Consider the following 23,298-nt stretch of genomic DNA (forward strand, 5'->3'; position numbering starts at 1 on the left):
ATCAATAAAAGATATAAATGCCATGATACAAATTAAAGACTTAGAGAAATTTTATAAAACTGAGGAAGTTCAAACAATTGCTTTAAATAAATTGTCATTTGGAGTTAAGGAAGGTGAGTTTGTTGCTATAATGGGGCCTTCGGGCTGTGGTAAATCTACCTTGCTAAATATTTTAGGTTTATTAGATGATCCAGATGGTGGAAGTTTTGTTTTTAACGGAACAGAAGTAGCTGGGTATAATGAGCGGAAACGATCAGAATTAAGAAAGCATAATATCGGGTTCGTATTTCAGAGTTTTAATCTCATCGATGAATTAACAGTTTTTGAAAATGTAGAATTACCATTAATCTACACAGGTGTAAAACCAGCAGAGCGTAAAAAACAAGTAGAAGCAGTTTTAGAAAAAATGCAAATTATGCATCGTCGTAATCACTTTCCGCAGCAGTTATCTGGTGGTCAACAGCAGCGTGTTGCCGTAGCAAGAGCAGTAGTGAACAAACCAAAATTAATATTAGCAGATGAGCCTACTGGTAACCTAGATAGTACCAATGGTAATGAAGTTATGGATTTACTAATTGATCTTAATGAGGCGGGAACGACAATAATTATGGTTACACATAGTGAACACGATGCTAAATACAGTCATAGGATTATTAGAATGTTAGATGGACAAAAAGTGACTGAAAATATTTTGGCTTAAAAATTATCATCAATCAAATCAATCAGGTGGAAAGCACTTCGGTATAGCGCAAGCAAGCCAGAAAATCAATCAATCAATTGTACTGAAGTGTTTAAACCAAATCAATTAAAAAACGAACAGTAATTTATACATATTATGCTCAAAAGTTATTTTAAAATCGCATTTAGGAACCTTCTTAAAAATAGAGTCTATTCTTTTATAAATATATCTGGGTTGGCAGTGGGTATGGCTGCAACTATTATGATTGGACTTTGGATTGCTGATGAATTAAATTACAATGGGTATTTTAAAAACAAGGCCACTATTGCTCAGATATTTCAGCACGAATCTAATAATGGAGAAACAGATACTGGCCCAGCAATACCTAGACCTTTAGAGTTCGCACTGCGACAAGATTATAATGATAACTTTAAACATATTGTTATGGCTTCTTGGGAGCAACCAAGGTATTTAAAGTTTGGTGAAACCAATATTTATAGACTAGGAAATGCCATGCAAGAGGGTGCCCCAGAAATGTTAGATCTTCAAATGGTTGAAGGCATTCGTGATGGATTAAAAGAGAAGAATTCTATTATGATTTCTAAATCTACCGCAGTGTCTTTATTCGGTTCTGAATCTGCTATTGGTAAAATTATTAAAATTAATAATGCTGAAGATTTAAGTGTAACAGGCGTTTATATGGATATTCCTAAGAATAATTTCTTTAGTGATATGGAGTATTTAATGCCTTGGAAACATTATGTAACTACCCAACCATGGTTAGAAGGTGCTAAAGATTCTTGGGGAAATAATTCGTTTCAAATGTTTGTTCAGATCAATGAGAATACAACAATGGATGCCATTACTTCTAAAATTGTTAATGTAAAAAAGAACGCTTCACCTGAAGAGGCTGAATTTAATCCACAAATTTTTTTGTTTCCAATGGAGGATTGGTATTTAAGAAGTGATTTTGAAAATGGCGTACAAACAGGCGGGCGAATAGAAAATGTATGGTTGTTTGGTGTTATAGGATTATTTGTACTTCTTTTGGCTTGCATTAATTTTGTGAATTTAAGTACAGCACGTTCAGAAAAAAGAGCAACAGAAGTTGGTATTAGAAAATCTATTGGTTCACAACGTGGTCAATTAATATTTCAGTTTTTAAGTGAATCATTTTTAATTGTTTTGTTATCATTTGTAGTTGCTCTAGGTATTGTATTACTATGCTTAAATGGATTTAATAATCTTGCCAGCAAAGCGATTGTTTTTCCTTGGACTAATATTCAGTTTTGGTCTATATCATTACTATTCGTAGTTGTTACATCCTTTTTAGCAGGTAGTTATCCAGCCCTATATTTATCATCTTTTAATCCAGTTACAGTTTTAAAAGGCACATTTAAAGCAGGACGTTTTTCGTCATTACCGCGAAAAGTTTTAGTGGTGGCCCAATTTACAGTTTCTGTGGCACTGATTATAGGAACTCTTGTGGTGATGAATCAGATTCAATTTAGTAAAGACAGACCAGTAGGTTATAATAAGGAAGGTTTAATTCAAATACCTGTAATGAGCTCTGAGTTTGTTGGCAAGCACGAGGTAATGCGCACACAATTTATAGCCTCAGGAGGAGCTACAAGTATGACTACAATGAGCAGCCCGACTACAAATATTTGGTCTAACCGCAGTGGTTACAATTGGGATGGCAAACCAGTCGGTTTTCAAGAGGATTTAGCACATACATCGGTTAACTATGATTTTGTAGAAACCTTAGGTTTAAAGTTAAAAGAAGGAAGAGGATTTTCACGTGAGTTTGCTACAGATTCAAATGCTGTTATTCTTAATGCTACAGCCGTAAAGTATATGAACATTACTAATCCAATTGGTAAATATATAAGAGATTCTGACACAGAAGATCCTTTTACTCCAATGCAAATCATTGGTGTTATTGATGATATGATAGTACAATCACCATACAGTCCAGTAAAACAAGCCATGTATGTTTTTGAAAAATATGGAAATATTGCATTTTATAATCTAAGATTAAATCCAGAAAAAAGTACCAGCGAGAATTTAACACTTATCGAAGGAGTATTCAAAAAGAATTTTCCAAACACACCATTTGATTATCAGTTTGTAGATGAAGAATATGGAAAAAAGTTTAGATCTGAAGAGCGTGTTGCGAGTTTAGCAAGAGTATTCACTGGGTTAGCCATTTTTATAAGTTGTTTGGGCTTATTTGGTTTAGCTTCTTTTGTCGCAGAACAACGCACAAAAGAGATTGGAGTAAGAAAAGTATTGGGTGCTTCGATTAGTCAACTTTGGTTATTGCTCTCAAAGGATTTTATCACGTTGGTTTTAATAGCTCTTTTAATAGCATCTCCTTTGGCTTACTATTTTATGGGAGAATGGTTGCAAAAGTTTAGTTATCGCACTAATGTAGGTTGGGACGTTTTTGCAATTGCTTGTTTTGGGGCATTAATAATTACATTGATAACTGTCAGTTTTCAAGCAATTAGGGCTGCTAGATCAAACCCAGTAAAGAGTTTACGAACGGAATAATAAATTTTAGTCATCATGTTAAAACATAATCTTAAAATAGCAATCCGAGGTTTTAAAAAGTACAAAAGTAGTTTTCTAATAAATATTGTTGGACTCTCAGCTGGTATGGCATGCGTGATTTTTATTTCGCTGTGGGTGAGTGATGAGATGAGTGTTGACAAATTTCATGAGAATGAAGCGCAATTATATCAAGTAATATCTAACTTAAAAATGAACGATGAGGTTATTACCATGGATGGTAGCTCTATCTTATTAGCAGATGCAATTACAAAAGAATTTCCAGAAGTATTATCAGCGACTTGTATTAATAATGATTTTGCCACTCCAGAAGGAGTCTTCTCTTTAGATGATAATAATCAAGTAGCAAAAGGTTTTTTTGCTGCACCAAATTTCTTTGAAGTATTTACATTTGATTTACTAGTTGGAAACCAAAATGAAGTTTTAAAAGATAAATACAATGTTGTTATTTCAGAAAGTTTAGCCAGACGGCTTTTTAAAACTGAAGGCAATGCTATAGGAAAAACACTCAATTGGAACTATAAGTGGACAGATGGAAATGGGGAAGAAACACTAGTCGTTTCAGGTGTTTTTAAGACACCTCCTACAAATTCGACGCTTCAATTTGATTATATAGTCCATTCAGACTTATTGATAGATGCAGACAGATGGGCTGGTGATTGGAGTGGGCATTATGCAAAATCCTTTTTAGTTTTAAAACCGCAAACAAATATTAATGATTTCAATAAAAAAATAGCTAACTATCTTAATACTAAAAGAGATGGAAAATTTAAATTCACCTCTTTTGTTCAAAAATTTTCGGATAGATATCTTAAACAGCCTTATGAAAATGGAGTACAAGTAGGTGGGAGAATTACTTATATAAGGTTATTTATCATTATAGCCCTCTTTACATTACTTATTGCCTGTATTAATTTCATGAACCTTTCTACAGCACAAGCGAGCAGAAAAATGAAAGAAGTTGGTGTAAAAAAGACACTTGGTGCTAACCGAAGTTCATTAATATATCAGTATTTGAGTGAAGCTATTATTTTGGTTCTATTGTCATTGGGAGTAGCTATGCTTTTGGTGGTTTTATTTCTACCTAAGTTTAATTTAATTACGGGTAAAAATATTTTGCTGAGTCTCGGAACCAATCAATTGCTAATAATCACAGGTATTGTCATCGTAACAGGTTTATTGGCAGGAAGCTATCCTGCTTTTAGATTGTCTGCATTTAAGCCTGTAGCCGTTTTAAAAGGCAAAGCACCAAAATCTATTTGGGAGTTTTTTATTAGAAAAGGTCTGGTCGTTTTTCAATTTACAATTTCAATCATTTTTATTATTGGCATTTTGGTAATCAACAAGCAAATCGATTACATGCAAACAAAAAATTTGGGCTATCAAAAAGAGCATGTAATTCAATTTGAAATAGGTAGTAATAATGAAAAACCAAAAGTTCTATTTTCTGAATTAAAAAATATTCCATCAGTTATAAGTCTTGGATTTATGAATGGTGATTTTCTAGATGGTAAAGATAATAATAGTGGTTGGTCATGGCCTGGAAAGAATTCAGAAGACCATGTTGTTTTTCAATCGCCGAGAATGGGTTATGGTGCTATAGAAACGCTAGGAATGGAATTAGTTGCCGGTCGTACATTTTCAAAAGAATTTAATGACGATTACGACAAAATTATACTTAATGAATCAGCTTTAAAGTTAATGGGGTTAGAAAACCCTATTGGAACATTACTTCAGAAAGGAGAACGTAAGCAAGAGGTAGTGGGAATTGTAAAAGACTTTCAATATGGTTCTTTACATAAAAAAGTGGAACCGCTTATTATGCGATTTAGACCTTATGGAAATAATGTAATGGTTAGAATTGCTCCTGGTACAGAGAAGGAAACACTCTCAAAAATGGAGGCCATTTATATGAAATTTAATCCTGGCTATGCATTCGATTATTCTTTTTTAGATAGTGATTATAATGATCTGTATGCAGCAGAAACCAAAGTTGCTGATCTTTCAGATTTTTTTGCAGCCTTAGCTGTGATTATTTCATGTCTTGGCCTTTTTGGACTAGCAACTTTTACAGCAGAACGAAGAGCAAAAGAAATAGGTATTCGTAAAATATTAGGATCTAGTGTTTTTGGTATTGTAAAAATGCTTTCAAGTGAATTTGGTAAAATGGTCGTTTTTGCTTCATTAATTGCTTTTCCTATTGGCTATTGGCTATGCTCTAGTTGGTTAAATAATTTTGGCTATGCTATTGAATTAAAGTGGTGGTTTTTTGGAGTAGCAGGATTAGCAACTTTATTATTTGCAATGATTACAGTTGGTTGGCAATGTTTTAGAGCAGCTACAGCCAATCCAATACATGCTCTTAAAACAGAATAAATCAATTCTAAATTGAATAGTTATGTTTAAAAATTATTTCAAAATAGCATGGAGGAATCTTATTAAAAATAAGGTGTACTCATTTATCAATTTATCAGGATTGACTATCGGAATGACTTGTTTTATTTTAATAGCCTTTTACATTCAGTTTGAATTAAGTTTTGATAAGCATATTGAAAACTCAGATCGCATATATAGAATTGTACAACAGCAAAAAGGAAATGACTATAGAGGAACAGATTATTTTGCATTAGCACCATTGCCTTTAAGTACTGCTATAAAACAAGATTTCCCTGAAGTAGAATCTATCACAAATTTAAATGTATGGAATGTCTTACTTGTTAATGGTAATGATTCTTTTTTAGAGCGCGGACTATTTACTAATCAGTCTTTTTTTGATATTTATAATACTAAAGTATTGGAAGGTATAGGTAAAGACGCCATAGACGACCCTAATACCATATTATTGACAGAGTCTTTGGCAGAAAAAATCTTTGGTAGTGCATCTTCAATAGGAAAAACCATTTTATATAACAATAAAGATATAATGACTGTTAAAGGTGTTATTGCAGATCCTCCAAAAAACCAACATTTCACATATAATTTCATTGCCTCAATTGAAAAAAACACTAATCATATTTATGAGATTAATGATTGGGTTAGCAATAATTCTTATGGTTATATTCTCTTAAAAGAAGGCCAAGATTATAGAGTTTTACAGGAGAAAATGTCCCGTTATGATGCTGTTACAAAGCCGGCGTATAAAGCCAATGGATTTCAATTTTATCCTCAATATGAATTACAGCCAATTGAAGATATTCATCTGAATTCAAAAATGAATGCGGAAATAGAGCCTAATGGTGATTTGGCGTATGTGTATTTCTTTGCATTACTCGCCATAATTATACTTCTTCTAGCTTCTATAAATTATATGAACCTAGCTACATCTAGATCAGTTCATAGAACCAAAGAGGTCGGAGTTTTTAAAGCCTTAGGAGCTGGTAAACGAAATTTAGTTTTTCAATATCTCAGCGAATCTATATTACTTACATTCTTTAGTTTTGTTATTGCCTTGTTTTTAGTCGTTTTATTATTACCAGAGTTCAATAAACTTTTAGGTAAAAGTATTCCGTTAGATATTGTTGGAAATAGCTGGATTCTCGTAGGGATGTTATCCATGGCGATATTAGTCGGTTGTTTATCTGGCTTATATCCAGCGGTATTTTTATCTAATCTAAACCCAGTAAAAGCGCTTAAAGGGAACTTTGTTAAGAGACATAAAGGTAAGTCTATACTCAGGAATGCGTTAGTTGTTATGCAGTTTGTTGCTGCTATTGGATTAATTACAGGGAGTATGATTATTACCCAGCAATTAAAATTTATTCAGGAGAAAAAACTAGGTTATAACAAAGAACATATCGTTCATGTACCTTATTTCAATAAAGACATACATCAAAAAGAATCCGTTTTGAGAAGTGAGCTATTAAGCCACCCAAATATCAATAAAGTATCAGTAAGTACGCAATTACCTATTAATGTAACAAGTCAAGGACCAATAGATAGTTGGGAGGGAAATTTGAATAAACAACAGCTTTATATCTATAGAACATTTGTTGATTATGAGTTTTTGGATCTCTTTGAAATGAAAATTATTGAAGGGCGAAGTTTTTCTAAAGACATAGCTTCAGATTCTACAGAAGCATTTATACTAAATGAGGCGGCTATTAAAAAGTTAGGTTGGGAAACTGCTGTAGGTAAGAAGTTTGATAATGGAACTGTAATAGGTGTTGTTGAAGATTTTCATTTACAAACATTTGATCTGTCAATAGAACCTCTGTATATGAGAATAAGAAGAGAGTCTTGGTCTAAAAATCATGGACATGTGATATTGAAAGTTAGTCTTGATGATATTGAAAACACTAAAGCTTTTGTTGAGAAAAAAATGAAATCAATAGCGCCTTTGGAGCCCTTTGAAGCAAAGTTTATGGATGATACCTACTTAATGCTATATGAAGGGGAAAAAAGACTAGGTGATGCATTTAATGTATTTGCATTTTTAGCTTTATTTATTGCTGGGATGGGTTTATTTGGCTTGGTGTCATTTCATGTATTTCAGCGTACAAAAGAAATTGGTATTCGAAAAGTGTTAGGGTCTTCAGTCTATGGTATTGTTAAGTTGATATCAAAAGAATTTCTGAAACTAGTTTTTATTTCTCTGCTTATTGCAATTCCTATTACTTATTATTTAATGAGTAATTGGCTCCAAGATTATATGTATCGAATTGAAATAAGATGGTGGGTTTTTGCTAGTGCAGGTTTAATTGCAGGTTCAATAGCGTTATTTACAATAATCTTTCAAGCTGTCAAAGCCGCTAGAGCAAACCCAATAAACTCACTAAAAACAGAATAATCATCATCAATCTGTGCTGAACTTGTTTCAGTATCAAAATCAAAATCAAAAAATCATGATTAAAAATTATTTTAAAATAGCATGGAGAAATATCTCAAAGAATAAAGTATTTTCATTAATTAACATTATTGGACTCACCATAGGTTTAAGTGCTTCTTTCGTTATAGGTCTAATTATATATTACGATTATACTTTTGATGATTTTCATAAAGATGGAGATAAAATTTATAGAGTAGTAACTGAATTTACAGACCCAGAAGAAAAATACTATAATTCAGGTATAACACTGGCACTAAAAGGTGCCGTAGAAGATAATTCTAATTTTGAAACTGTAAGTGAATTTTACATCGAAAGACCATCAAAAGCAGTTAACAAAGAAAACGACTTTACTTTAAAATGGCCAAAATTTGTGATTTTTGCTGACCAAAATTATTTAGATATTTTTCAATATAATTTTTTGGCAGGCAATAAAACGGAAGCATTAAAAAACCCCAACCAAGTTGTTTTAACACAGACACGTGCTAAAGAATATTTCCCAAAGCTTTCGCCATCCGAAGTTGTTGGTAAAACATTAGTTTACAATGACTCTATAAATGTAAAGGTCACTGGTGTAGTAGAGAATTACAAACAACGAACGGATATCGTTTTTAAAGAATTTATATCACACGCTACCTTACTTCAAACTAATAGAAAAATAGATATTACTAAGCGCTATTGGTTTAATACAAACTCTAATTCACAATTGTATGTGAAGTTTAAAGAAAATGCAGATGTAGCAAGTGTACAAAAACTTTTGGATGATTTGGCGTTAGAACACACGGACGAAGATGATATTAAATATGGCGAATTTCGTAAGTTTAAGTTACAGTCACTTAACGATATTCACTTTAACGAGGATTACGGTACTTATGATTGGGAAAAAGCACAAGCCAGCAAACCACTATTAAGAAATTTAGCACTTGTCGCACTCTTTTTATTGCTCTTAGGTTGTATTAATTTTATTAATTTAAATACAGCACAAGCCTCGCAAAGAGCTAAAGAAATTGGTATCAGAAAAACCTTGGGCAGCAGCAGAAAACAACTTATCGGGCAGTTTATAGGAGAAGCTTTTATTTTAGTCTTAATCTCTGCAGTGTTGTCCTTGTTACTTTCAAAATGGTTAATCAATGTGTTTTCAGATTTTGTACCAGATGATTTAAGTTACCAGCTTTTTAAATCGCCAGTTGTTATTTTTGGTGTAGTTATTTTACTTGTATTGGTTACTTTTTTATCTGGATTTTATCCTGCTTTGGTACTTTCAAAATATAACCCGGTTTCTGTAATGAAAAATCAAATTTCTGCGGGCGAACATAAAGTAGGTTTACGTAAGTTTTTAACCGTATTTCAATTTACAATTGCGCAAGTTTTTATCATTGCCACATTATTGGTTGGTAAGCAAATCAACTACTTGTTAACTAAGGATATGGGTTTTAAAACTGATGCTATTGTTTCGGTATTTCAGCCAAGAGCCGAGGAAGAGTTTTCTAAAAAGTTGCTGTTTGCAGAAAAGTTGAAAACAATTCCAGAAATAAAACAAGTGAGTATTGGCGGAAAAGGACCAGCTTCAAATGCGGTAAATTCAACAAATGTTACTTATACCGATGGCGAGAACATCGCAAAATCTGAAATGGAATATATTAATGGGGATCTTAATTATCCCAAATTGTTTGAGCTTCAACTTATAGCTGGACGCCTTTACAGAAACGATACTATCAGAGAATTAGTAATCAATGAAACTTTATTGCGCAGCTTAGGATTTTCCAATCCAGCCGAAGCTATTGGGAAACAAGTTGAAACAAATAATAAGCTTATTCCCATTGTTGGTGTAATGGCAGATTTTAACCAACGTTCTTTAAAATCTAAAATAAAACCAATGGCATTAACTGGTGATTGGTACCGACCAAATTTTAGCTTATACCAAGCTGTGCATGTATCGTTTTATAATGAATCGTCAGAAAATTTGAAATCTACATTGTCAAAAATCGAAAATGCCTACCAACAGGTGTATACCGAAACTGATGATTATCGTGTGGAATTTATGGACGAGACTATTGCTAAATTTTACAATCGCGAACAAAAAATATCTAAGCTACTTAATTGGTCAACTGGACTTTCCATTTTAATAAGCTGTTTGGGACTTTTGGGTCTTGTGATTTATACCACTAATAGACGTGTAAAAGAAATAGGTGTGCGTAAAGTTTTAGGTGCCTCGTTATTGCAAATTAACACATTATTGTGCAAAGAGTTTTTAATTCTTGTTGCTATTGCCTTCGTAATCGCGATACCTGTTGCCTATTATGGAATTGACAGTTGGCTCCAAGATTTTGCTTATAAAACAAGTATTAGTTTTTGGGTGTTTTTGTTAAGCGGATGCGCAATGATTTTATTTGCATTATTAGTGATTAGTGCAAAAACCCTTCAAGCGGCAAATGCAAATCCAGTTAATTCGTTACGCTCAGAATAATAGTTATAATTATTAGAATTTTTAAAGTGTCCGATTACGTACAAAAAGTGTACTGAAATCGGACATTTTTAGTTTCAATATTTAAGTTAAAAAATTAATAATCAAATAGTTATGTTTTTGGCATCATCTTCACTATATAATTGGTAACAAATAAGACATTAACTAAAATCAATCAAAAATGAAAAAAATCATCTTACTATTCGGATTAGTAGCAATTATTGGAAATGCTTACTCTCAAGTACCAGAAAATCTTACCGACGAAGAGAAAATCTATGGATTGTCCAAAGTATGGAAAGAAGCAGATAAGAACTTTGTTTTCTTTGATCAAGTTCCGGCATTAGATTGGGATAAAACGTATCAAGCGTATATTCCAAAAGTATTAGAAACAAATTCTACTTATGATTACTACAAAAAACTTCAGGAGTTTTGCGCTTTACTAAATGACGGTCATACGAAAGTAGTAGTTCCTTGGCAGTTAAGAGAGGTTAAAGAAATTGCCCCTCCGATAAAGACGGAGTTAATTAAGAATAAGGTCATCATTACTGCAATATTAAATGATACCATCAAAAATCAAGGACTTAAAAAAGGAATGGATATTATAGAAATCAACGGAATTAATATTCATGAGTATGCATCATCAAGAGTGAAGCCTTATGTTTCTTATTCAACAGAACAAGACATGAATGTTCAAGTGTATGATTATCATTTGCTGAAAGGACATATTGAGGAAAAAGTAAAATTGAAAACTAATACTGGTAAGGTGTATTCGATTAGTCGAAAATTAACTAGTACAAAGTCTATAACTTCTGCTTATGAATTTAGAAAACTTAATGATGAGACAGGTTATCTTAAATTAAATAGATTCTGGGGAAGAAATCTGGATGCTAAGTTTGATAGTATTTTCCAAGATATCCAAAGCATGCCGAAACTAATAATTGACGTATCAGAAAATACTGGAGGAAATAACGGTTATGCAAACTATGTACTGAGTCATTTTGTCGATAAGCCATTTGAAACATCCCGTTGGAAGACACTAATGTATATGCCAGCTTGGGTCTCTTGGGGATCTAGTGCGCAATGGCAAGATAATGAAGGGAACATTGTTGAACCCAAAGAAGAATCAAAAAGATACACCAAACCAGTTGTAGTCTTAATTAGCGAAAAGACGTATTCGGCAGGTGAAGATTTTGTTTCGGCATTTCTTAATACAGAAAGAGGCATCGTGATTGGGCGAACTACAGCAGGGTCTACCGGAAACCCAATTGGATTTTCATTACCAGGAGAAGGAGGCGTTCAAATTTGCTCAAAAAGAGATTATCTAGCTAATGGAAAAGAGTTTGTTGGTTATGGCATTGCACCTCAGATAGAAGTTAAAAAAGTAATAGACGAGAATCATTTAATCAATAAAGGGTTAGAAATTCTGAAAAAAGAAAACTAAAGCGAACAAAGTGCAAAACCGCAATAGCGTCCATATGCCGCTACTGCATTTACACAAGACAGTTATAGCTAATTAAACAAAATCAATAAAAATCTAAAAAATGAAAAATCGAATTCACATCATCTTAATCTTTATGGCAACCATCTTAGTATTAAGCAGTGCTGCAAGTATGAAATCAGACAAAGCAACTTCTGATCTCAATTTAAAACTTAATGAGGTGGCATCCTATATTTCTGTTCGGGATACAATAAACCTTGAAGTGTCGGAAGCTTCTGTTGCATGGCATATGGATCACATTTATTTAATGGTAAATCAGTTACATAAAGCGCTCAAGTATTCTGATGAAAGTAATTACAAAGCGGAATCTAATAAGGTACGTGACTATGTCTTTACTTCTAATACGTTACCTAGAGGAAAAGTTACTGCGCCAGAGTCTGTAAGACCAGCAGAAAATTTAACTATCAATACGTTAAAAATGCATTATGATGAAGCGCTTGCTACAGTCGAAAAGTTGCCTATGCTTGCAGAAAAGAAGCACTTTAATCATCCTATACTCGGTACTATGAATAGAGACGAGACTATTAAGTTTCTTGCTATTCATACAGAACATCACCTTAAGATTATACGCGATATATTGAAGAATAACGATAACAAAAAATAGCTACGGGTAAGTTTGAAGTTTTGACAAATTAATTATTGGTTATCAACTTCTTACAAAAGTCCTTTTGGATTTTTATATTCAATTTTTACTTACAGAAAAAGTTACTCAAACGCTCAATGAAGTGATACACAAACCGTCCGATTACGAACAAAAATTGTATCGAAATCGGACACTTTTGTTTTTGAATAAAAATGTAAAATACTGTAATTCAGATTATTATATATTTGGCATCATCTTCTCTATATAAATAGCATCAATCAAAAAATGAATAATCATGATTCTTAACTTCATTAAAATAGCATTCAGAAGTTTACTGAAAAATAAAGGCTATAGTTTCCTAAATATTTTCGGATTAGCTATCGGAATCACATGTGCAAGTTTAATCTTTCTTTGGGTAGAAGATGAGTTGAGTTTTGACCAATCTTTTGACCGTGCTGAAAATGTATACTACGTACCAACCAATCAAGAGTACGAAGGTAAGTGGTACACAATTTATGCATCACCTGGACCTTTAGCTCAAGATATGAAAAATGATATTCCTGAGGTTTTAAGAGCAACACGCTCTAGTAGTCAAGAACGTTTGTTTACAGTTGGCGACAATGCAATAAACAGCCGTGGACGCTTTGTTGACCAGGATTTTTTAGATATTTTTAGTTTAAAATTTATTGAAGGTAATCGTAAAGATGCGTTTACTAATCCTGAAGCTATTGTATTGACGCAACGAACTGCCGAAAAACTTTTTGGTGTTGGCGAAAAGATAGTAGGCAAGGTTGTAAGAGTAAGTAATAAAGATAATTATTTAGTTACAGGTATTATTGAAAATTTGCCAAAGAATACCTCATTTCCTTTCAATTGGATAGCACCTTTTGAGCGCTACGCAGATGGTCAAGAATGGATGACCTTTTATGGAAATAATTTTTCAGACACTTTTGTAGAATTATCACCAGAATCTAATTTTGAATCTGTTGATAAAAAAGTAAGGGGTTTAATAGCTTCAAAGGAAGAAGAAACAAGCGATTACGCCATTTTACATGCTATGAAAGATTGGCATTTAAGGTCAAAGTTTGAGAATGGTGTTAAAGTTGGTGGTCGCATAAAATATGTGACTTTATTCACAATCATTGCGTTTATCATTCTTTTTATAGCATGTATTAATTTTATGAATTTATCTACAGCACGAAGCGAAAAACGTGCTAATGAAGTTGGCGTACGTAAAGCCATGGGCTCTAGTCGTGGTCGATTGATTGCACAATTTATTTCAGAGGCTTTGATTTTATCGTTTATCGCAATGTTAGTGAGTATTTTGCTTTTGGTCGTATTATTACCAGAGTTTAATTTAATAATAGATAAGGATTTAGTTTTAGGCTTAACAAACCCAACACATTTATTTCTTTTATTGAGTATTGCTATCGTTTGTGGTTTACTAGCAGGTTTATATCCAGCATTTTATTTATCATCTTTTAAACCTGTTGCCGTTTTAAAAGGATTAAAAGTTACTGAAGGTTCAGTATCATTTATCAGAAAAGGTTTAGTTGTTGGGCAGTTTACTATTTCAATAGTATTTATAATAGCAACAATTATAGTCTATCAACAAATTCAATTTGCTAAAAATAGAGAATTAGGTTTCGATAAAGACCAATTATTGTCGATGCGTATCAATGAAGAAGCTATTGATAAATTTAATGTTATTCAGCAAGATTTAATTAATTCAGGTGCTGTGTCTAATGCTACTTTAAGTAATTCTGAAATACTATCCGACGGATTTAATGGCTCAGGTTTTCAGTGGAAAGGTGGAACAAATACTGAAGATGTTTTAATTTCTTTTAGATATGTAACCCAAAGCTTTTTTGAAACCACAGGTTTAGAAATTATTGAAGGTCGTGGTTTTAGTAATAACATCGAAGCTGATAGTAGTTCTACATTGATTTCAAAATCACTTGCCAAAATGATGGGTAGTGATAGTGCAATAGGTAAGAAGATTACACGAGGGGATGATGTAAATATTGAGGTTGTTGGTGTTGTTGAAGATTATCTTCATGGTAGCATGTTTGGTTCTAGCGACCCGGTGTTGTTTTTTAATTATCCAAATAATACACAACATATGTATATAAAGATTAAAAAAAATAGTGCTGTAAACGAAGCTTTGGCAGATATTGAAATGGTCTTGAAAAAGCACTTGCCAGCCTATCCTTTTGACTACAAATTTGTGGATGATGTTTTTGATGCCAAATTTAAAGACGAACAGCTTATTGGTGAGTTATCCCAAGTTTTTGGAATACTTGCTATACTTATTTCATGCTTAGGATTATTTGGTTTAGCAGCATACACCGCAGAGCAAAGACGAAAAGAAATTGGGGTTCGTAAAGTGCTTGGGGCAAGTGTGTCTGGTATCGTAAAACTACTATCAAAAGACTTTTTAAAGCTAGTAGCAATCTCGATTGTAATAGCAATTCCGATAGCGTGGTATTTTATGCACGATTGGCTTCAAGAATATGCTTATCGTATAGAGATTAATTGGTGGGTTTTTGTAATTGCTGGTCTTAGTGCAATTGTAATAGCCATGTTAACGGTTAGTTTTCAGGCAGTAAGAGCTGCGGTAGCTAATCCTGCAGATAGTTTAAAAACAGAATAAAACATAAGAGTCATGATTAAAAGTTATTTAAAAATTGCGTGGAGAAATATAATCGGAAGTCCTCTTTTTTCTTCTATAAATATATTAGGCTTAACATTGAGTCTTGCCATTGCAACCTTATTATTTATGTTTGTTCACCATGAAAACAGCTTTAATACTATGTTTTCTCAAAAGGATCAGATTTATAGAATATTAACTGAAACCTCAGAAAGCTATGATAATAAAGTTTATGCTAATGCACCTGCAATGGTCGCGCCAACGAGTATTGATGAAATTCCAGAAATTTTAGATGCTACACGTTTTTTAAAACATGGCTTTGGCGAGCCAGCTTATGTAAGTACAGAAAACTCAGAATTTATTGAATCCTCATTATATTATGCAGATCCAAGTTTATTTAAAATATTCGATTTAAAACTGAAACATGGTTTCGCGAAGAGTGCTCTTGAGAAGCCAAATACAGCAATTGTTTCGACGAGTACTGCAAAACGTTATTTTGGTACAGACCAAGTGATCGGAAAAATTTTAAAAATAGATGATCGACTAGAAATAGAAATTACCGGTGTTTTTGAGGACTTACCAAAAAACACAACATTAGATGGCAATCTTTATGTCTCTTTTGCAACAAGTTTTTTTGCTAAGCGCCCAACATGGTCAAATGCCAGTTTAGAAACTTACATCCTAACGTCAAAAAGTACCGACGAAATAGTACTGAAGTCTAAGCTAAAAGACATGTTAGATAAAAATGTAAAAACAGAAGAGCAGTGGTACACTATTGGTGTGCAATCTTTAGATAGAGTACATTTGTATTCTGGCAACATAGAGAATGGATATAGTTCTAGAAAAGGATCTATCGAACAAGTGAAAAGCTTAACATGGTTAGCCCTACTTATTCTTGTTATTGCTTGTATTAATTACATGAATCTTACAACGGCACGTTCTCAAAAAAGATCGCGAGAAGTAGGTGTTAGCAAAACACTAGGAGCATCATTTTTAAATTTGGTTACAAGATTTTATACCGAAACAGGTTTAATTACGGCTATTTCAATTTTGCTCGGTGTGTGTTTGGCGTTAATCTGTTTACCTATGTTCAATCAAATTTCGGGAAAAGAGATTCCTAATACGTTAATATGGTCAGGAACATTCATTGTGTCTCTATTGGCAATTTGGAGTGTTTCAACTTTACTTGCAGGTTCTTATCCTGCGCTATATATGTCTAGTCTGTCAGCAAAAAAAATATTGAGTGGTGGTAAAGTAGGTTCATATTGGGCAACGACAATTAGAAAGGGGCTTGTGGTCTTGCAATTTGGAGCATCGACTGTACTTATAATAGGTGTTTATGTAATTTATAAACAACTCGATTTTATACAAAATAAGGATTTGGGTTTTAATAAGGAGCAAGTTATGGCCATTTCAATTAATGGTATAAATGATGAAAATGATGTTCAATTATTTCAACAAAAATTAAGTGAATTACCTATAGTATCTAGTGTTGGTGCTGCACAAGGTTATCCAGGGAAATCAGTGAGTGGTAGAATGGTACAAAATCCATTACAAGATGACGGAGGTTTGGCTGTACAAACCAACAGATCTGAAGCAAGAGCAATAGAAGTCATGGGATTAAGATTTATTGCAGGTAAAAATTTACCCGAAAACAAAGTACAAGGAGATACCTTAGTCGAGGTGGTAATAAACAAAAAAATTGCTAGGTATTTAGGTTTCACTCCGGAAGAAGCGATTGGTAAATCTATTCAAATGCTTCCAGGTAATAATGAATATATCGTTGGTGTAGTCGAGGACTTTAACTACGCATCCTTGCGAGAGCCTATTGGTGCTTATGCATTTCATAATATGTCCACAGAACGTAAGGAATATATGTTGGCTAAAATTAATTTTAGCGATTTAGAACAAAGTATTAGTAGTATTGAAAGAAGTTTTAAAACAGTAGCTCCTAATGTTCCTTTTGATTATAGTTTTTTGGATGAAAATTTAGAAAAACTGTATCTACAAGAAAAACGAACAGCATCTATCAGTATGATATTTTCAATTTTAGCGGTATTTGTAGCCTGCTTAGGTCTTTTTGGTTTAGCAGCATTTACGTCAGAGCAACGCGACAAAGAAATAAGTATTCGTAAAGTATTAGGTGCATCAGTATCTGGTATTGTTCAGTTATTGTCTGTCGATTTTATAAAATTGGTTGTTGTAGCTTTAATAGTGTCATTTCCATTAGCTTATTATGTTATGAATAACTGGTTGCAAGATTTTGCATATAGAATTGATATCAGCTGGTATCCATTCGTTTTTACAGCAATTTGTGCCATAGGAATAGCAATGTTTACCGTGAGCTTTCATGCAATTAGAGCTGCAATTGCAAATCCAATAAAGAGTTTAAAGACAGAATAAAATTCATCAAAAAATCAAAAATCAAAAATCATGAAAAATTTAAAACACATCTTAATTATAACTTTGGTTATTTTGGGTCAAAGTTTAAAAGCACAATCAAAAAAGACCGTTGATGCTTTTAATAAGGTCATCATTAGTCCACATATCGAAACAACTTTTGTGCAAGGTGACGAAGAATCTGTTACTATTTTAGAAAATACTTTGTCTAATGATATTGTAAATATTGAAGTCAATAATGGAACACTCAGAGTGTATTTAGATGATGCGAAAATGACAACAAAACAAGAGAAAAGAGTTGAGAACGGAATGAAGATGAAAGTGCCGATTTATAAAGGAAAAGTATTGACTGTAAAAGTTACTTATAAAACTATTGATGATTTATCATTACGTGGTGAGCAAAGCATAGTTTGTGATAGCTCAATTGAGGTAGATGAATTTAGGCTTAAAATATATGGCGAGTCTGAGGTTACATTTAACGCTATGAATGTTAAAAATTTAAGTGCAGATATTTATGGTGAAAGTCAATTGGTAATAAAGAAAGGAGTTATTGATTACCAAAGAATAACGGCTTATGGAGAAGGAGAGATTAACGTGGTAGACGTTAAGAATAGAAAAGGAAAATATAGAGCTTTAGGAGAAGCTATATTTAGAGTAAATACTTCTGAGCACATAAAATTTACCGCGTTTGGTGAGGCTGAATTGTACTATAAAGGAAATCCTGAAATAGATAGAGGTTTTGGTGTTGGCGCATCAACCATCGATCAAATTAACTAATTAATCATTATGTCAAATTCATTACTAAGTTTAAACGAAGCAATTAGAACAGTTAACTCAGGTAGCAATAAAGTCACGTTATTAGATAACATTGATTTACAAGTAAAAGAAGGGGAGTTTATTTCATTAATGGGACCTTCTGGTTCTGGTAAATCTACCTTATTGAATTGTATCGGAATGTTAGATAGTTTTACAGGTGGTGGTTATACCTTTTTAGGAGAACCAGTACACAGTATGAAAGAGCGAAACAGATCTAAATTATATAAAGAGTATATAGGATTTGTATTTCAGGCCTATCATCTTATTGACGAGTTAACTGTTTGGGAAAATATTGAAACTCCATTATTATATAAAAATGTTAAGTCGTCAGAGCGCAAAGCATTAGTTGCTGATATGCTAGATCGTTTTAATATTGTTGGAAAAAAGGATTTATTCCCAGTTCAATTAAGTGGAGGACAACAACAATTAGTTGGAATTGCAAGAGCTTTAATCGGTAAACCAAAATTGATATTAGCGGATGAACCAACAGGAAATCTAAATTCGAAGCAGAGTACAGAAATTATGGAACTTTTTTCTCAATTGAATAAAGAAGGTGTGACGATTATACAAGCCACACACTCAGAAGATAATGCTTCTTATGGCACCAGAGTAGTTAATCTATTGGACGGTAAAATCGTTTAGCAACAACATAGAAATCATGACAAATAGAAAATTAATTTTCGCCCTCACAATTGTATTGGGTTTGGTAGGATATACTCAAGAATTATCTCAAAAAAGTTATGCTTTAGAAGAATGTATAACTATTGCGTTAGAAAATAATCTTGATTTAAAATCAGCAAATTTAAGAGCCAATACGGCAAAAGTGAATCATCAACAATCAAAAGCTAATATGTTGCCAAGTCTTAATGGTAATTTTAATTTAGGAGTTAACGATGGTAGAAGTATTGATCCTTTTACCAATGATTTTATAAATCAAGAATTAACCTTCTCTAATATGGGATTAAGTCTAGACATGACTATTTTTAACGGATTTAGATTATTAAATTCTGCTAAACAAGACTTATTAAATAGAAAAGCTTCTGAGTTAGAAAAAGAAGCTGCTCAGCAAGATTTAGTTTTAAATGTTACTCTGGCTTATCTTCAGGTTTTAAATAGTAACGCAGTTTTAGATTTAACTAAAGCAAGATATGAAACCACTAAAAAGCAGTTAAAGATTCAAAAAGACTTTTATGATAACGAATCTGGTAACCCAGCTGATTATGCAGATATTTTGGGGCAAATCGCTAATGATGAAACGAGTATTTTAGTTTCAGAATCTAATTTGAATAGTACCAAACTGAATCTTGTACGCTTACTAAATTTGCCAGAGGATGTGCTTATTAATGCAGAGTCTATACTATTAGATTTCGAAAAATATAGTCTATCCGCTGATGAGGTGTATACACAAGCACTAGAAAACTTAGCGACATTTAAAGCTAATGAATTGCGTATTGAAGCGGCTAAAAAAGGAGTTAGTGTAGCGAAATCTCAGTTTACACCAGAAATATCTGTTTTTGGTGGCATAAATACCAACTATTCTAGTGCAGCGCAACTTTTCAATGCAACAGGTACAAGTATTGTAGATACAGGAGAATTTGTAACCGTCGATGGGCAAGATTTACCTGTAGTGACGGAGCAGACAAATTTTGAAGCTGCGTCTATCGGCTATGAAGATCAGTTAGATAATAATCTAAATACGGTTATTGGTGTGGCCGTTAATGTGCCACTTTTTAATGGCTTTAGAGCTAAGAATAATGTAGCTTTAGAGAAGATTAGGGTAGAGGAGTCTATGCTAGAATTAGAGCGAACACATTTAGATATAAAAAATACCATTGCACAGGTTCACTTTGATATGCAAGCTGTTTATGAACGCTATCAAAGTTTGCAGAAACAAGTTGATGCTTATGAAGAGTCCTATCGCATTAACGAAATTAGGTTTAATAGTGGTGTTTCTAACTTCTTAAATTATGTGACAAGTAAAAATAATTTAGATAATGCTAAGGTTAACTTAGCAAATGCTAAATATGAGTATTTATTGCGTGTAAAGGTTTTAGACTATTACAGAGGCGTGTAAATTAATTCCATTTTAATTTACCTCGTTCTTCCCAATAACTTTTCGGAGAAACACTAAATGATTTTAGTTTTTCGATTTCGGTTTGGTCCAATTCAAAATTCAAAGCTTTTAAATTCTGTTCGATTTGCTTACAATTAGATGCACCACTTAATAGTATCGTAGGTTCTAAATAGTCTATTATAAAACGTAAGCCAATAGCGTCTGCACCAACACTATATTTTGTAGCAAGTAGATCGAGATAGTCATAGATGGTTTTATAGTTTTGAAATGATTTATTTCTAAATATGCGGCCATTTGCTAATGCTTCTTTAATTATAACGGTCTTTCCGTTTGCTAACAACTCCTTTAAAACCAAATAACACGATTGGTCAAAAAGATTAAAAGTTACTTGGTAACTATCAAATAAAGCCTCATTATCAAAAATTATATCTCGGGCTTTTTCAATTATTTTAATTTGTTCTGTTCCGCTTGATGATATTCCTATTTTTAGATTATGATTTTTCTTCAATTGGTTTAGTCTAGATAAGACAGCCTTATTAGATAAAACACCACTATCTAAGGTTGCAGAATGAATTTGATAAATTTTTAAATTAGGTAGTAACGCTTTAGAAATTTCCCATTGCTCATTGAGTTTAGTAATAGAATGTTCTTTAATTTCATGTTTACCATCAAATCCTATTTCCCAATTTGCAACGTAAGTATAACCGAATTTTGTGGAGAGGTTTACATCATTATGTTTTCGCGAGTTATTCCAATCCAATAAAAATTTTTCACCTAAACCATAAGAAGGAGCGACGTCAAAAGCTCTAATACCAAGAGCATAGCTATTATCTAAAACTTTTAGAGCGTTTTCGTTAAAGGCCTCAATTGATTTGTCTATTTGCTTTTGAGTTCTTATGTTAATATAATCTGGCCTACCTAAAGCGGCCAAACCCAGTCCTATTTTAGTTTGTCTAGACATTTTAAAAGGTCTTTATCTGATGGATTTCTTAAGGTCTTAGAATTAATGGTAATAGTGGGGAAATTAAGTTTTCTACTCTTATATAAACTTCTTAATTCGTCTGCAAATAAGTCATTTAATTCAACATCTAAAAAAGTGTATTCAAGATTTAAATTTTCTAAAAAGCTTTTGTAATATCCTGTCTTGTGACAACGCTCTGCGCCGAATAATTTTATATTTTGATATGCCATTTTTTAACAACTGTCTTGTTTAGAATACCCAAAGTAACTATAATGATCACTTTTGATATTTGTAATTAGGCACTTTTTAACTTATCTGAATGAAGCTTACGTAGCTTAGACAATTTTGGGTCAATAACAAAGCTACAATAACCATAGTCTGGATTATTTTTATAGAAGTCCTGATGTTCTTTTTCAGCTTCATAAAAAGTAACAGCTTCAGATATTTCTGTAACTATCGGGTTTTCGTAATATTGTGACAATTCATTGATTACCAGTTCTGCTATTTCTTTTTGTTTGTCATTATGGTAATAAATAACGGAGCGGTATTGCGTACCACGATCAGCACCTTGTCGGTTAAGAGTCGTAGGATTGTGAGTGGTCATAAAAATGATTAAAATATCTTCATAAGTAATCATATTGGCATCAAACTTTACTTTAATAACTTCAGCATGGCCAGTTAAACCAGAGCATATTTCTCTATATGTAGGTCGTCCAGGCACAGTTCCTCCTGAGTAACCAGACACGACTTCTTTCACACCTTTTACTTCTTGGAATACAGCTTCAGTACACCAAAAGCAACCTCCACCAATTGTGGCAATTTGTAAATTTGTAGTTGTCATTATGAAATCTCCTTATCTAAAATCATTGATTCAGAATTAATACAATAGCGTAGTCCACTAGGTTCTGGTCCATCAGGAAAGACATGTCCTAAATGACCATCACAGGTATTACACATTACTTCGACACGCACCATACCGAAAGAAGAATCTTTATGGTATTTAATAGCGTTTTCTTTAATTGGTTGTGTAAAACTTGGCCATCCAGTGCCAGATTCAAACTTTATTGTTGAGTCAAACAATGGTGTATCACAACAAACACAATTGTACTGACCTTCGTCGTAAATACTGCATAGTTCTCCACTTCCAGGGCGTTCTGTGCCTTTTTGCCTTGTGATTCTAAATTGTTCTACAGTTAATTGATTTCCCCATTCCTCTTGTGTTTTTTCAACGCGTCTATCGGGCGTTGGATTTCCTTTAACGGAAAATTGGATAACGTCTTTCCAAGTTAGCATACTTTTATGTCCTTTCTTTTATATTTAACATGGTTATTGTAAATATAGTCGAAAAAAAGATCAGAAAATTACTTAAATAATTTTCTGATCTTTTATCTATTTATTTGCCGTGTATATTATGAACCTAGAGTAAAGTAAGTTGCTGTTACAGCTAAAATTAAAATTACTAAAACGCTTGAAACTAATGCGGCGGTAAACTTTGTCTTTGCATCTTTTTGAAAGATATAATCTCGTCTTGTGTCATCTTCTTCTTTTATAAACTTCATGTTTTATTTGTTTGATTCTCATTAATATAAGGATATATTAATGCTTTTAAGAACAATTGAAATGCTTTAACAAAACAATATTATTTTATATTAAAGAATGTTAAAATAATGATATTCATTTTTTTATCCAGTTGCTATTAAAGCGCTACACTTTAAAATATTTTGCTAAATGCTAAATGCTAAATGCTAAATGCTAAATGCTAAATGCTAAATGCTAA

The 23,298-nt window shown here is 32.7% G+C and carries 17 protein-coding genes; 12 read left to right on the plus strand and 5 right to left on the minus strand.

The window, feature by feature from the left end:
- Positions 1 to 22: 22 nt before the first annotated feature.
- The 12 genes from ACFWU4_RS06380 to ACFWU4_RS06435 all read left to right on the plus strand — a co-directional run bounded on the left by ACFWU4_RS06380 (position 23) and on the right by ACFWU4_RS06435 (position 20,560).
- Entirely contained in the window at positions 23 to 700 is a 678-nt protein-coding gene (locus tag ACFWU4_RS06380; protein WP_411125980.1) for an ABC transporter ATP-binding protein, read from the plus strand.
- Positions 701 to 835: 135 nt separating this feature from the next.
- Positions 836 to 3,235: an ABC transporter permease gene (locus tag ACFWU4_RS06385; RefSeq protein ID WP_411125982.1), complete on the plus strand. Its 2,400-nt coding sequence runs from the start codon at positions 836 to 838 to the stop codon at positions 3,233 to 3,235.
- A 15-nt stretch (positions 3,236 to 3,250) separates the two neighbouring features.
- Entirely contained in the window at positions 3,251 to 5,629 is a 2,379-nt protein-coding gene (locus ACFWU4_RS06390; protein WP_411125984.1) for an ABC transporter permease, read from the plus strand.
- Between the two features lie 22 nt (positions 5,630 to 5,651).
- Positions 5,652 to 8,039 (plus strand): ABC transporter permease, encoded by a 2,388-nt coding sequence (locus tag ACFWU4_RS06395; RefSeq protein ID WP_411125986.1) that lies wholly within the window; start codon positions 5,652 to 5,654, stop codon positions 8,037 to 8,039.
- Between the two features lie 55 nt (positions 8,040 to 8,094).
- Complete coding sequence (locus ACFWU4_RS06400; RefSeq protein WP_411125988.1) at positions 8,095 to 10,542, plus strand: ABC transporter permease; 2,448 nt, start codon at positions 8,095 to 8,097, stop codon at positions 10,540 to 10,542.
- Between the two features lie 277 nt (positions 10,543 to 10,819).
- Positions 10,820 to 11,980, plus strand: coding sequence for a S41 family peptidase (locus tag ACFWU4_RS06405; protein WP_411125990.1), 1,161 nt, complete (start codon positions 10,820 to 10,822; stop codon positions 11,978 to 11,980).
- Between the two features lie 100 nt (positions 11,981 to 12,080).
- Positions 12,081 to 12,641 (plus strand): DinB family protein, encoded by a 561-nt coding sequence (locus ACFWU4_RS06410; RefSeq protein WP_411125992.1) that lies wholly within the window; start codon positions 12,081 to 12,083, stop codon positions 12,639 to 12,641.
- A gap of 274 nt (positions 12,642 to 12,915) precedes the next feature.
- Positions 12,916 to 15,273: an ABC transporter permease gene (locus ACFWU4_RS06415; protein WP_411125994.1), complete on the plus strand. Its 2,358-nt coding sequence runs from the start codon at positions 12,916 to 12,918 to the stop codon at positions 15,271 to 15,273.
- Positions 15,274 to 15,285: 12 nt separating this feature from the next.
- Positions 15,286 to 17,673 (plus strand): ABC transporter permease, encoded by a 2,388-nt coding sequence (locus ACFWU4_RS06420; protein ID WP_411125996.1) that lies wholly within the window; start codon positions 15,286 to 15,288, stop codon positions 17,671 to 17,673.
- Between the two features lie 30 nt (positions 17,674 to 17,703).
- Positions 17,704 to 18,447 (plus strand): head GIN domain-containing protein, encoded by a 744-nt coding sequence (locus tag ACFWU4_RS06425; RefSeq protein ID WP_411125998.1) that lies wholly within the window; start codon positions 17,704 to 17,706, stop codon positions 18,445 to 18,447.
- A gap of 9 nt (positions 18,448 to 18,456) precedes the next feature.
- On the plus strand, positions 18,457 to 19,128 hold the full coding sequence (locus ACFWU4_RS06430) for an ABC transporter ATP-binding protein (RefSeq protein ID WP_411126000.1): 672 nt from the start codon (positions 18,457 to 18,459) through the stop codon (positions 19,126 to 19,128).
- 16 nt (positions 19,129 to 19,144) lie between these two features.
- Positions 19,145 to 20,560, plus strand: a complete 1,416-nt coding sequence (locus tag ACFWU4_RS06435) for a TolC family protein (protein WP_411126002.1) — start codon at positions 19,145 to 19,147, stop codon at positions 20,558 to 20,560.
- Position 20,561: 1 nt separating this feature from the next.
- Here ACFWU4_RS06435 and ACFWU4_RS06440 read toward each other — a convergent pair whose 3' ends face one another.
- From ACFWU4_RS06440 to ACFWU4_RS06460, 5 genes are all read right to left on the minus strand, one after another.
- Positions 20,562 to 21,521 carry an aldo/keto reductase gene (locus ACFWU4_RS06440; RefSeq protein WP_411126004.1) on the minus strand — a complete coding sequence of 320 codons (960 nt, stop codon included), beginning with the start codon at positions 21,519 to 21,521 and terminating at the stop codon, positions 20,562 to 20,564.
- Complete coding sequence (locus ACFWU4_RS06445) at positions 21,500 to 21,751, minus strand: glutaredoxin family protein (protein WP_411126006.1); 252 nt, start codon at positions 21,749 to 21,751, stop codon at positions 21,500 to 21,502. The genes ACFWU4_RS06440 and ACFWU4_RS06445 overlap by 22 nt, the downstream gene beginning before the upstream one ends.
- 65 nt (positions 21,752 to 21,816) lie before the next feature.
- Positions 21,817 to 22,362: a peptide-methionine (S)-S-oxide reductase MsrA gene (gene msrA / locus ACFWU4_RS06450; RefSeq protein ID WP_411126008.1), complete on the minus strand. Its 546-nt coding sequence runs from the start codon at positions 22,360 to 22,362 to the stop codon at positions 21,817 to 21,819.
- Complete coding sequence (msrB, locus tag ACFWU4_RS06455) at positions 22,362 to 22,814, minus strand: peptide-methionine (R)-S-oxide reductase MsrB (protein WP_411126009.1); 453 nt, start codon at positions 22,812 to 22,814, stop codon at positions 22,362 to 22,364. The genes msrA and msrB overlap by 1 nt, the downstream gene beginning before the upstream one ends.
- A 116-nt stretch (positions 22,815 to 22,930) precedes the next feature.
- Positions 22,931 to 23,080 carry a hypothetical protein gene (locus ACFWU4_RS06460; protein WP_411126011.1) on the minus strand — a complete coding sequence of 50 codons (150 nt, stop codon included), beginning with the start codon at positions 23,078 to 23,080 and terminating at the stop codon, positions 22,931 to 22,933.
- Between the last annotated feature and the right edge of the window lie 218 nt (positions 23,081 to 23,298).

Source organism: Winogradskyella sp. PE311 (genome assembly GCF_046545555.1).
In the GTDB taxonomy this organism is placed as follows: Bacteria; Bacteroidota; Bacteroidia; order Flavobacteriales; family Flavobacteriaceae; genus Winogradskyella.

Bases quoted from the DNA above. Each gene is read 5' to 3' on its own strand.
- ACFWU4_RS06385 (WP_411125982.1), top strand. From the start codon at position 836: ATGCTCAAAAGTTATTTTAAAATCGCATTTAGGAACCTTCTTAAAAAT.
- msrB (WP_411126009.1), bottom strand. From the start codon at position 22,814: ATGCTAACTTGGAAAGACGTTATCCAATTTTCCGTTAAAGGAAATCCA.
- ACFWU4_RS06380 (WP_411125980.1), top strand. From the start codon at position 23: ATGATACAAATTAAAGACTTAGAGAAATTTTATAAAACTGAGGAAGTT.
- ACFWU4_RS06425 (WP_411125998.1), top strand. From the start codon at position 17,704: ATGAAAAATTTAAAACACATCTTAATTATAACTTTGGTTATTTTGGGT.
- ACFWU4_RS06435 (WP_411126002.1), top strand. From the start codon at position 19,145: ATGACAAATAGAAAATTAATTTTCGCCCTCACAATTGTATTGGGTTTG.
- ACFWU4_RS06390 (WP_411125984.1), top strand. From the start codon at position 3,251: ATGTTAAAACATAATCTTAAAATAGCAATCCGAGGTTTTAAAAAGTAC.
- ACFWU4_RS06420 (WP_411125996.1), top strand. From the start codon at position 15,286: ATGATTAAAAGTTATTTAAAAATTGCGTGGAGAAATATAATCGGAAGT.
- ACFWU4_RS06410 (WP_411125992.1), top strand. From the start codon at position 12,081: ATGAAAAATCGAATTCACATCATCTTAATCTTTATGGCAACCATCTTA.
- ACFWU4_RS06395 (WP_411125986.1), top strand. From the start codon at position 5,652: ATGTTTAAAAATTATTTCAAAATAGCATGGAGGAATCTTATTAAAAAT.
- ACFWU4_RS06400 (WP_411125988.1), top strand. From the start codon at position 8,095: ATGATTAAAAATTATTTTAAAATAGCATGGAGAAATATCTCAAAGAAT.
- ACFWU4_RS06460 (WP_411126011.1), bottom strand. From the start codon at position 23,080: ATGAAGTTTATAAAAGAAGAAGATGACACAAGACGAGATTATATCTTT.
- ACFWU4_RS06415 (WP_411125994.1), top strand. From the start codon at position 12,916: ATGATTCTTAACTTCATTAAAATAGCATTCAGAAGTTTACTGAAAAAT.
- ACFWU4_RS06430 (WP_411126000.1), top strand. From the start codon at position 18,457: ATGTCAAATTCATTACTAAGTTTAAACGAAGCAATTAGAACAGTTAAC.
- msrA (WP_411126008.1), bottom strand. From the start codon at position 22,362: ATGACAACTACAAATTTACAAATTGCCACAATTGGTGGAGGTTGCTTT.
- ACFWU4_RS06440 (WP_411126004.1), bottom strand. From the start codon at position 21,521: ATGTCTAGACAAACTAAAATAGGACTGGGTTTGGCCGCTTTAGGTAGG.
- ACFWU4_RS06445 (WP_411126006.1), bottom strand. From the start codon at position 21,751: ATGGCATATCAAAATATAAAATTATTCGGCGCAGAGCGTTGTCACAAG.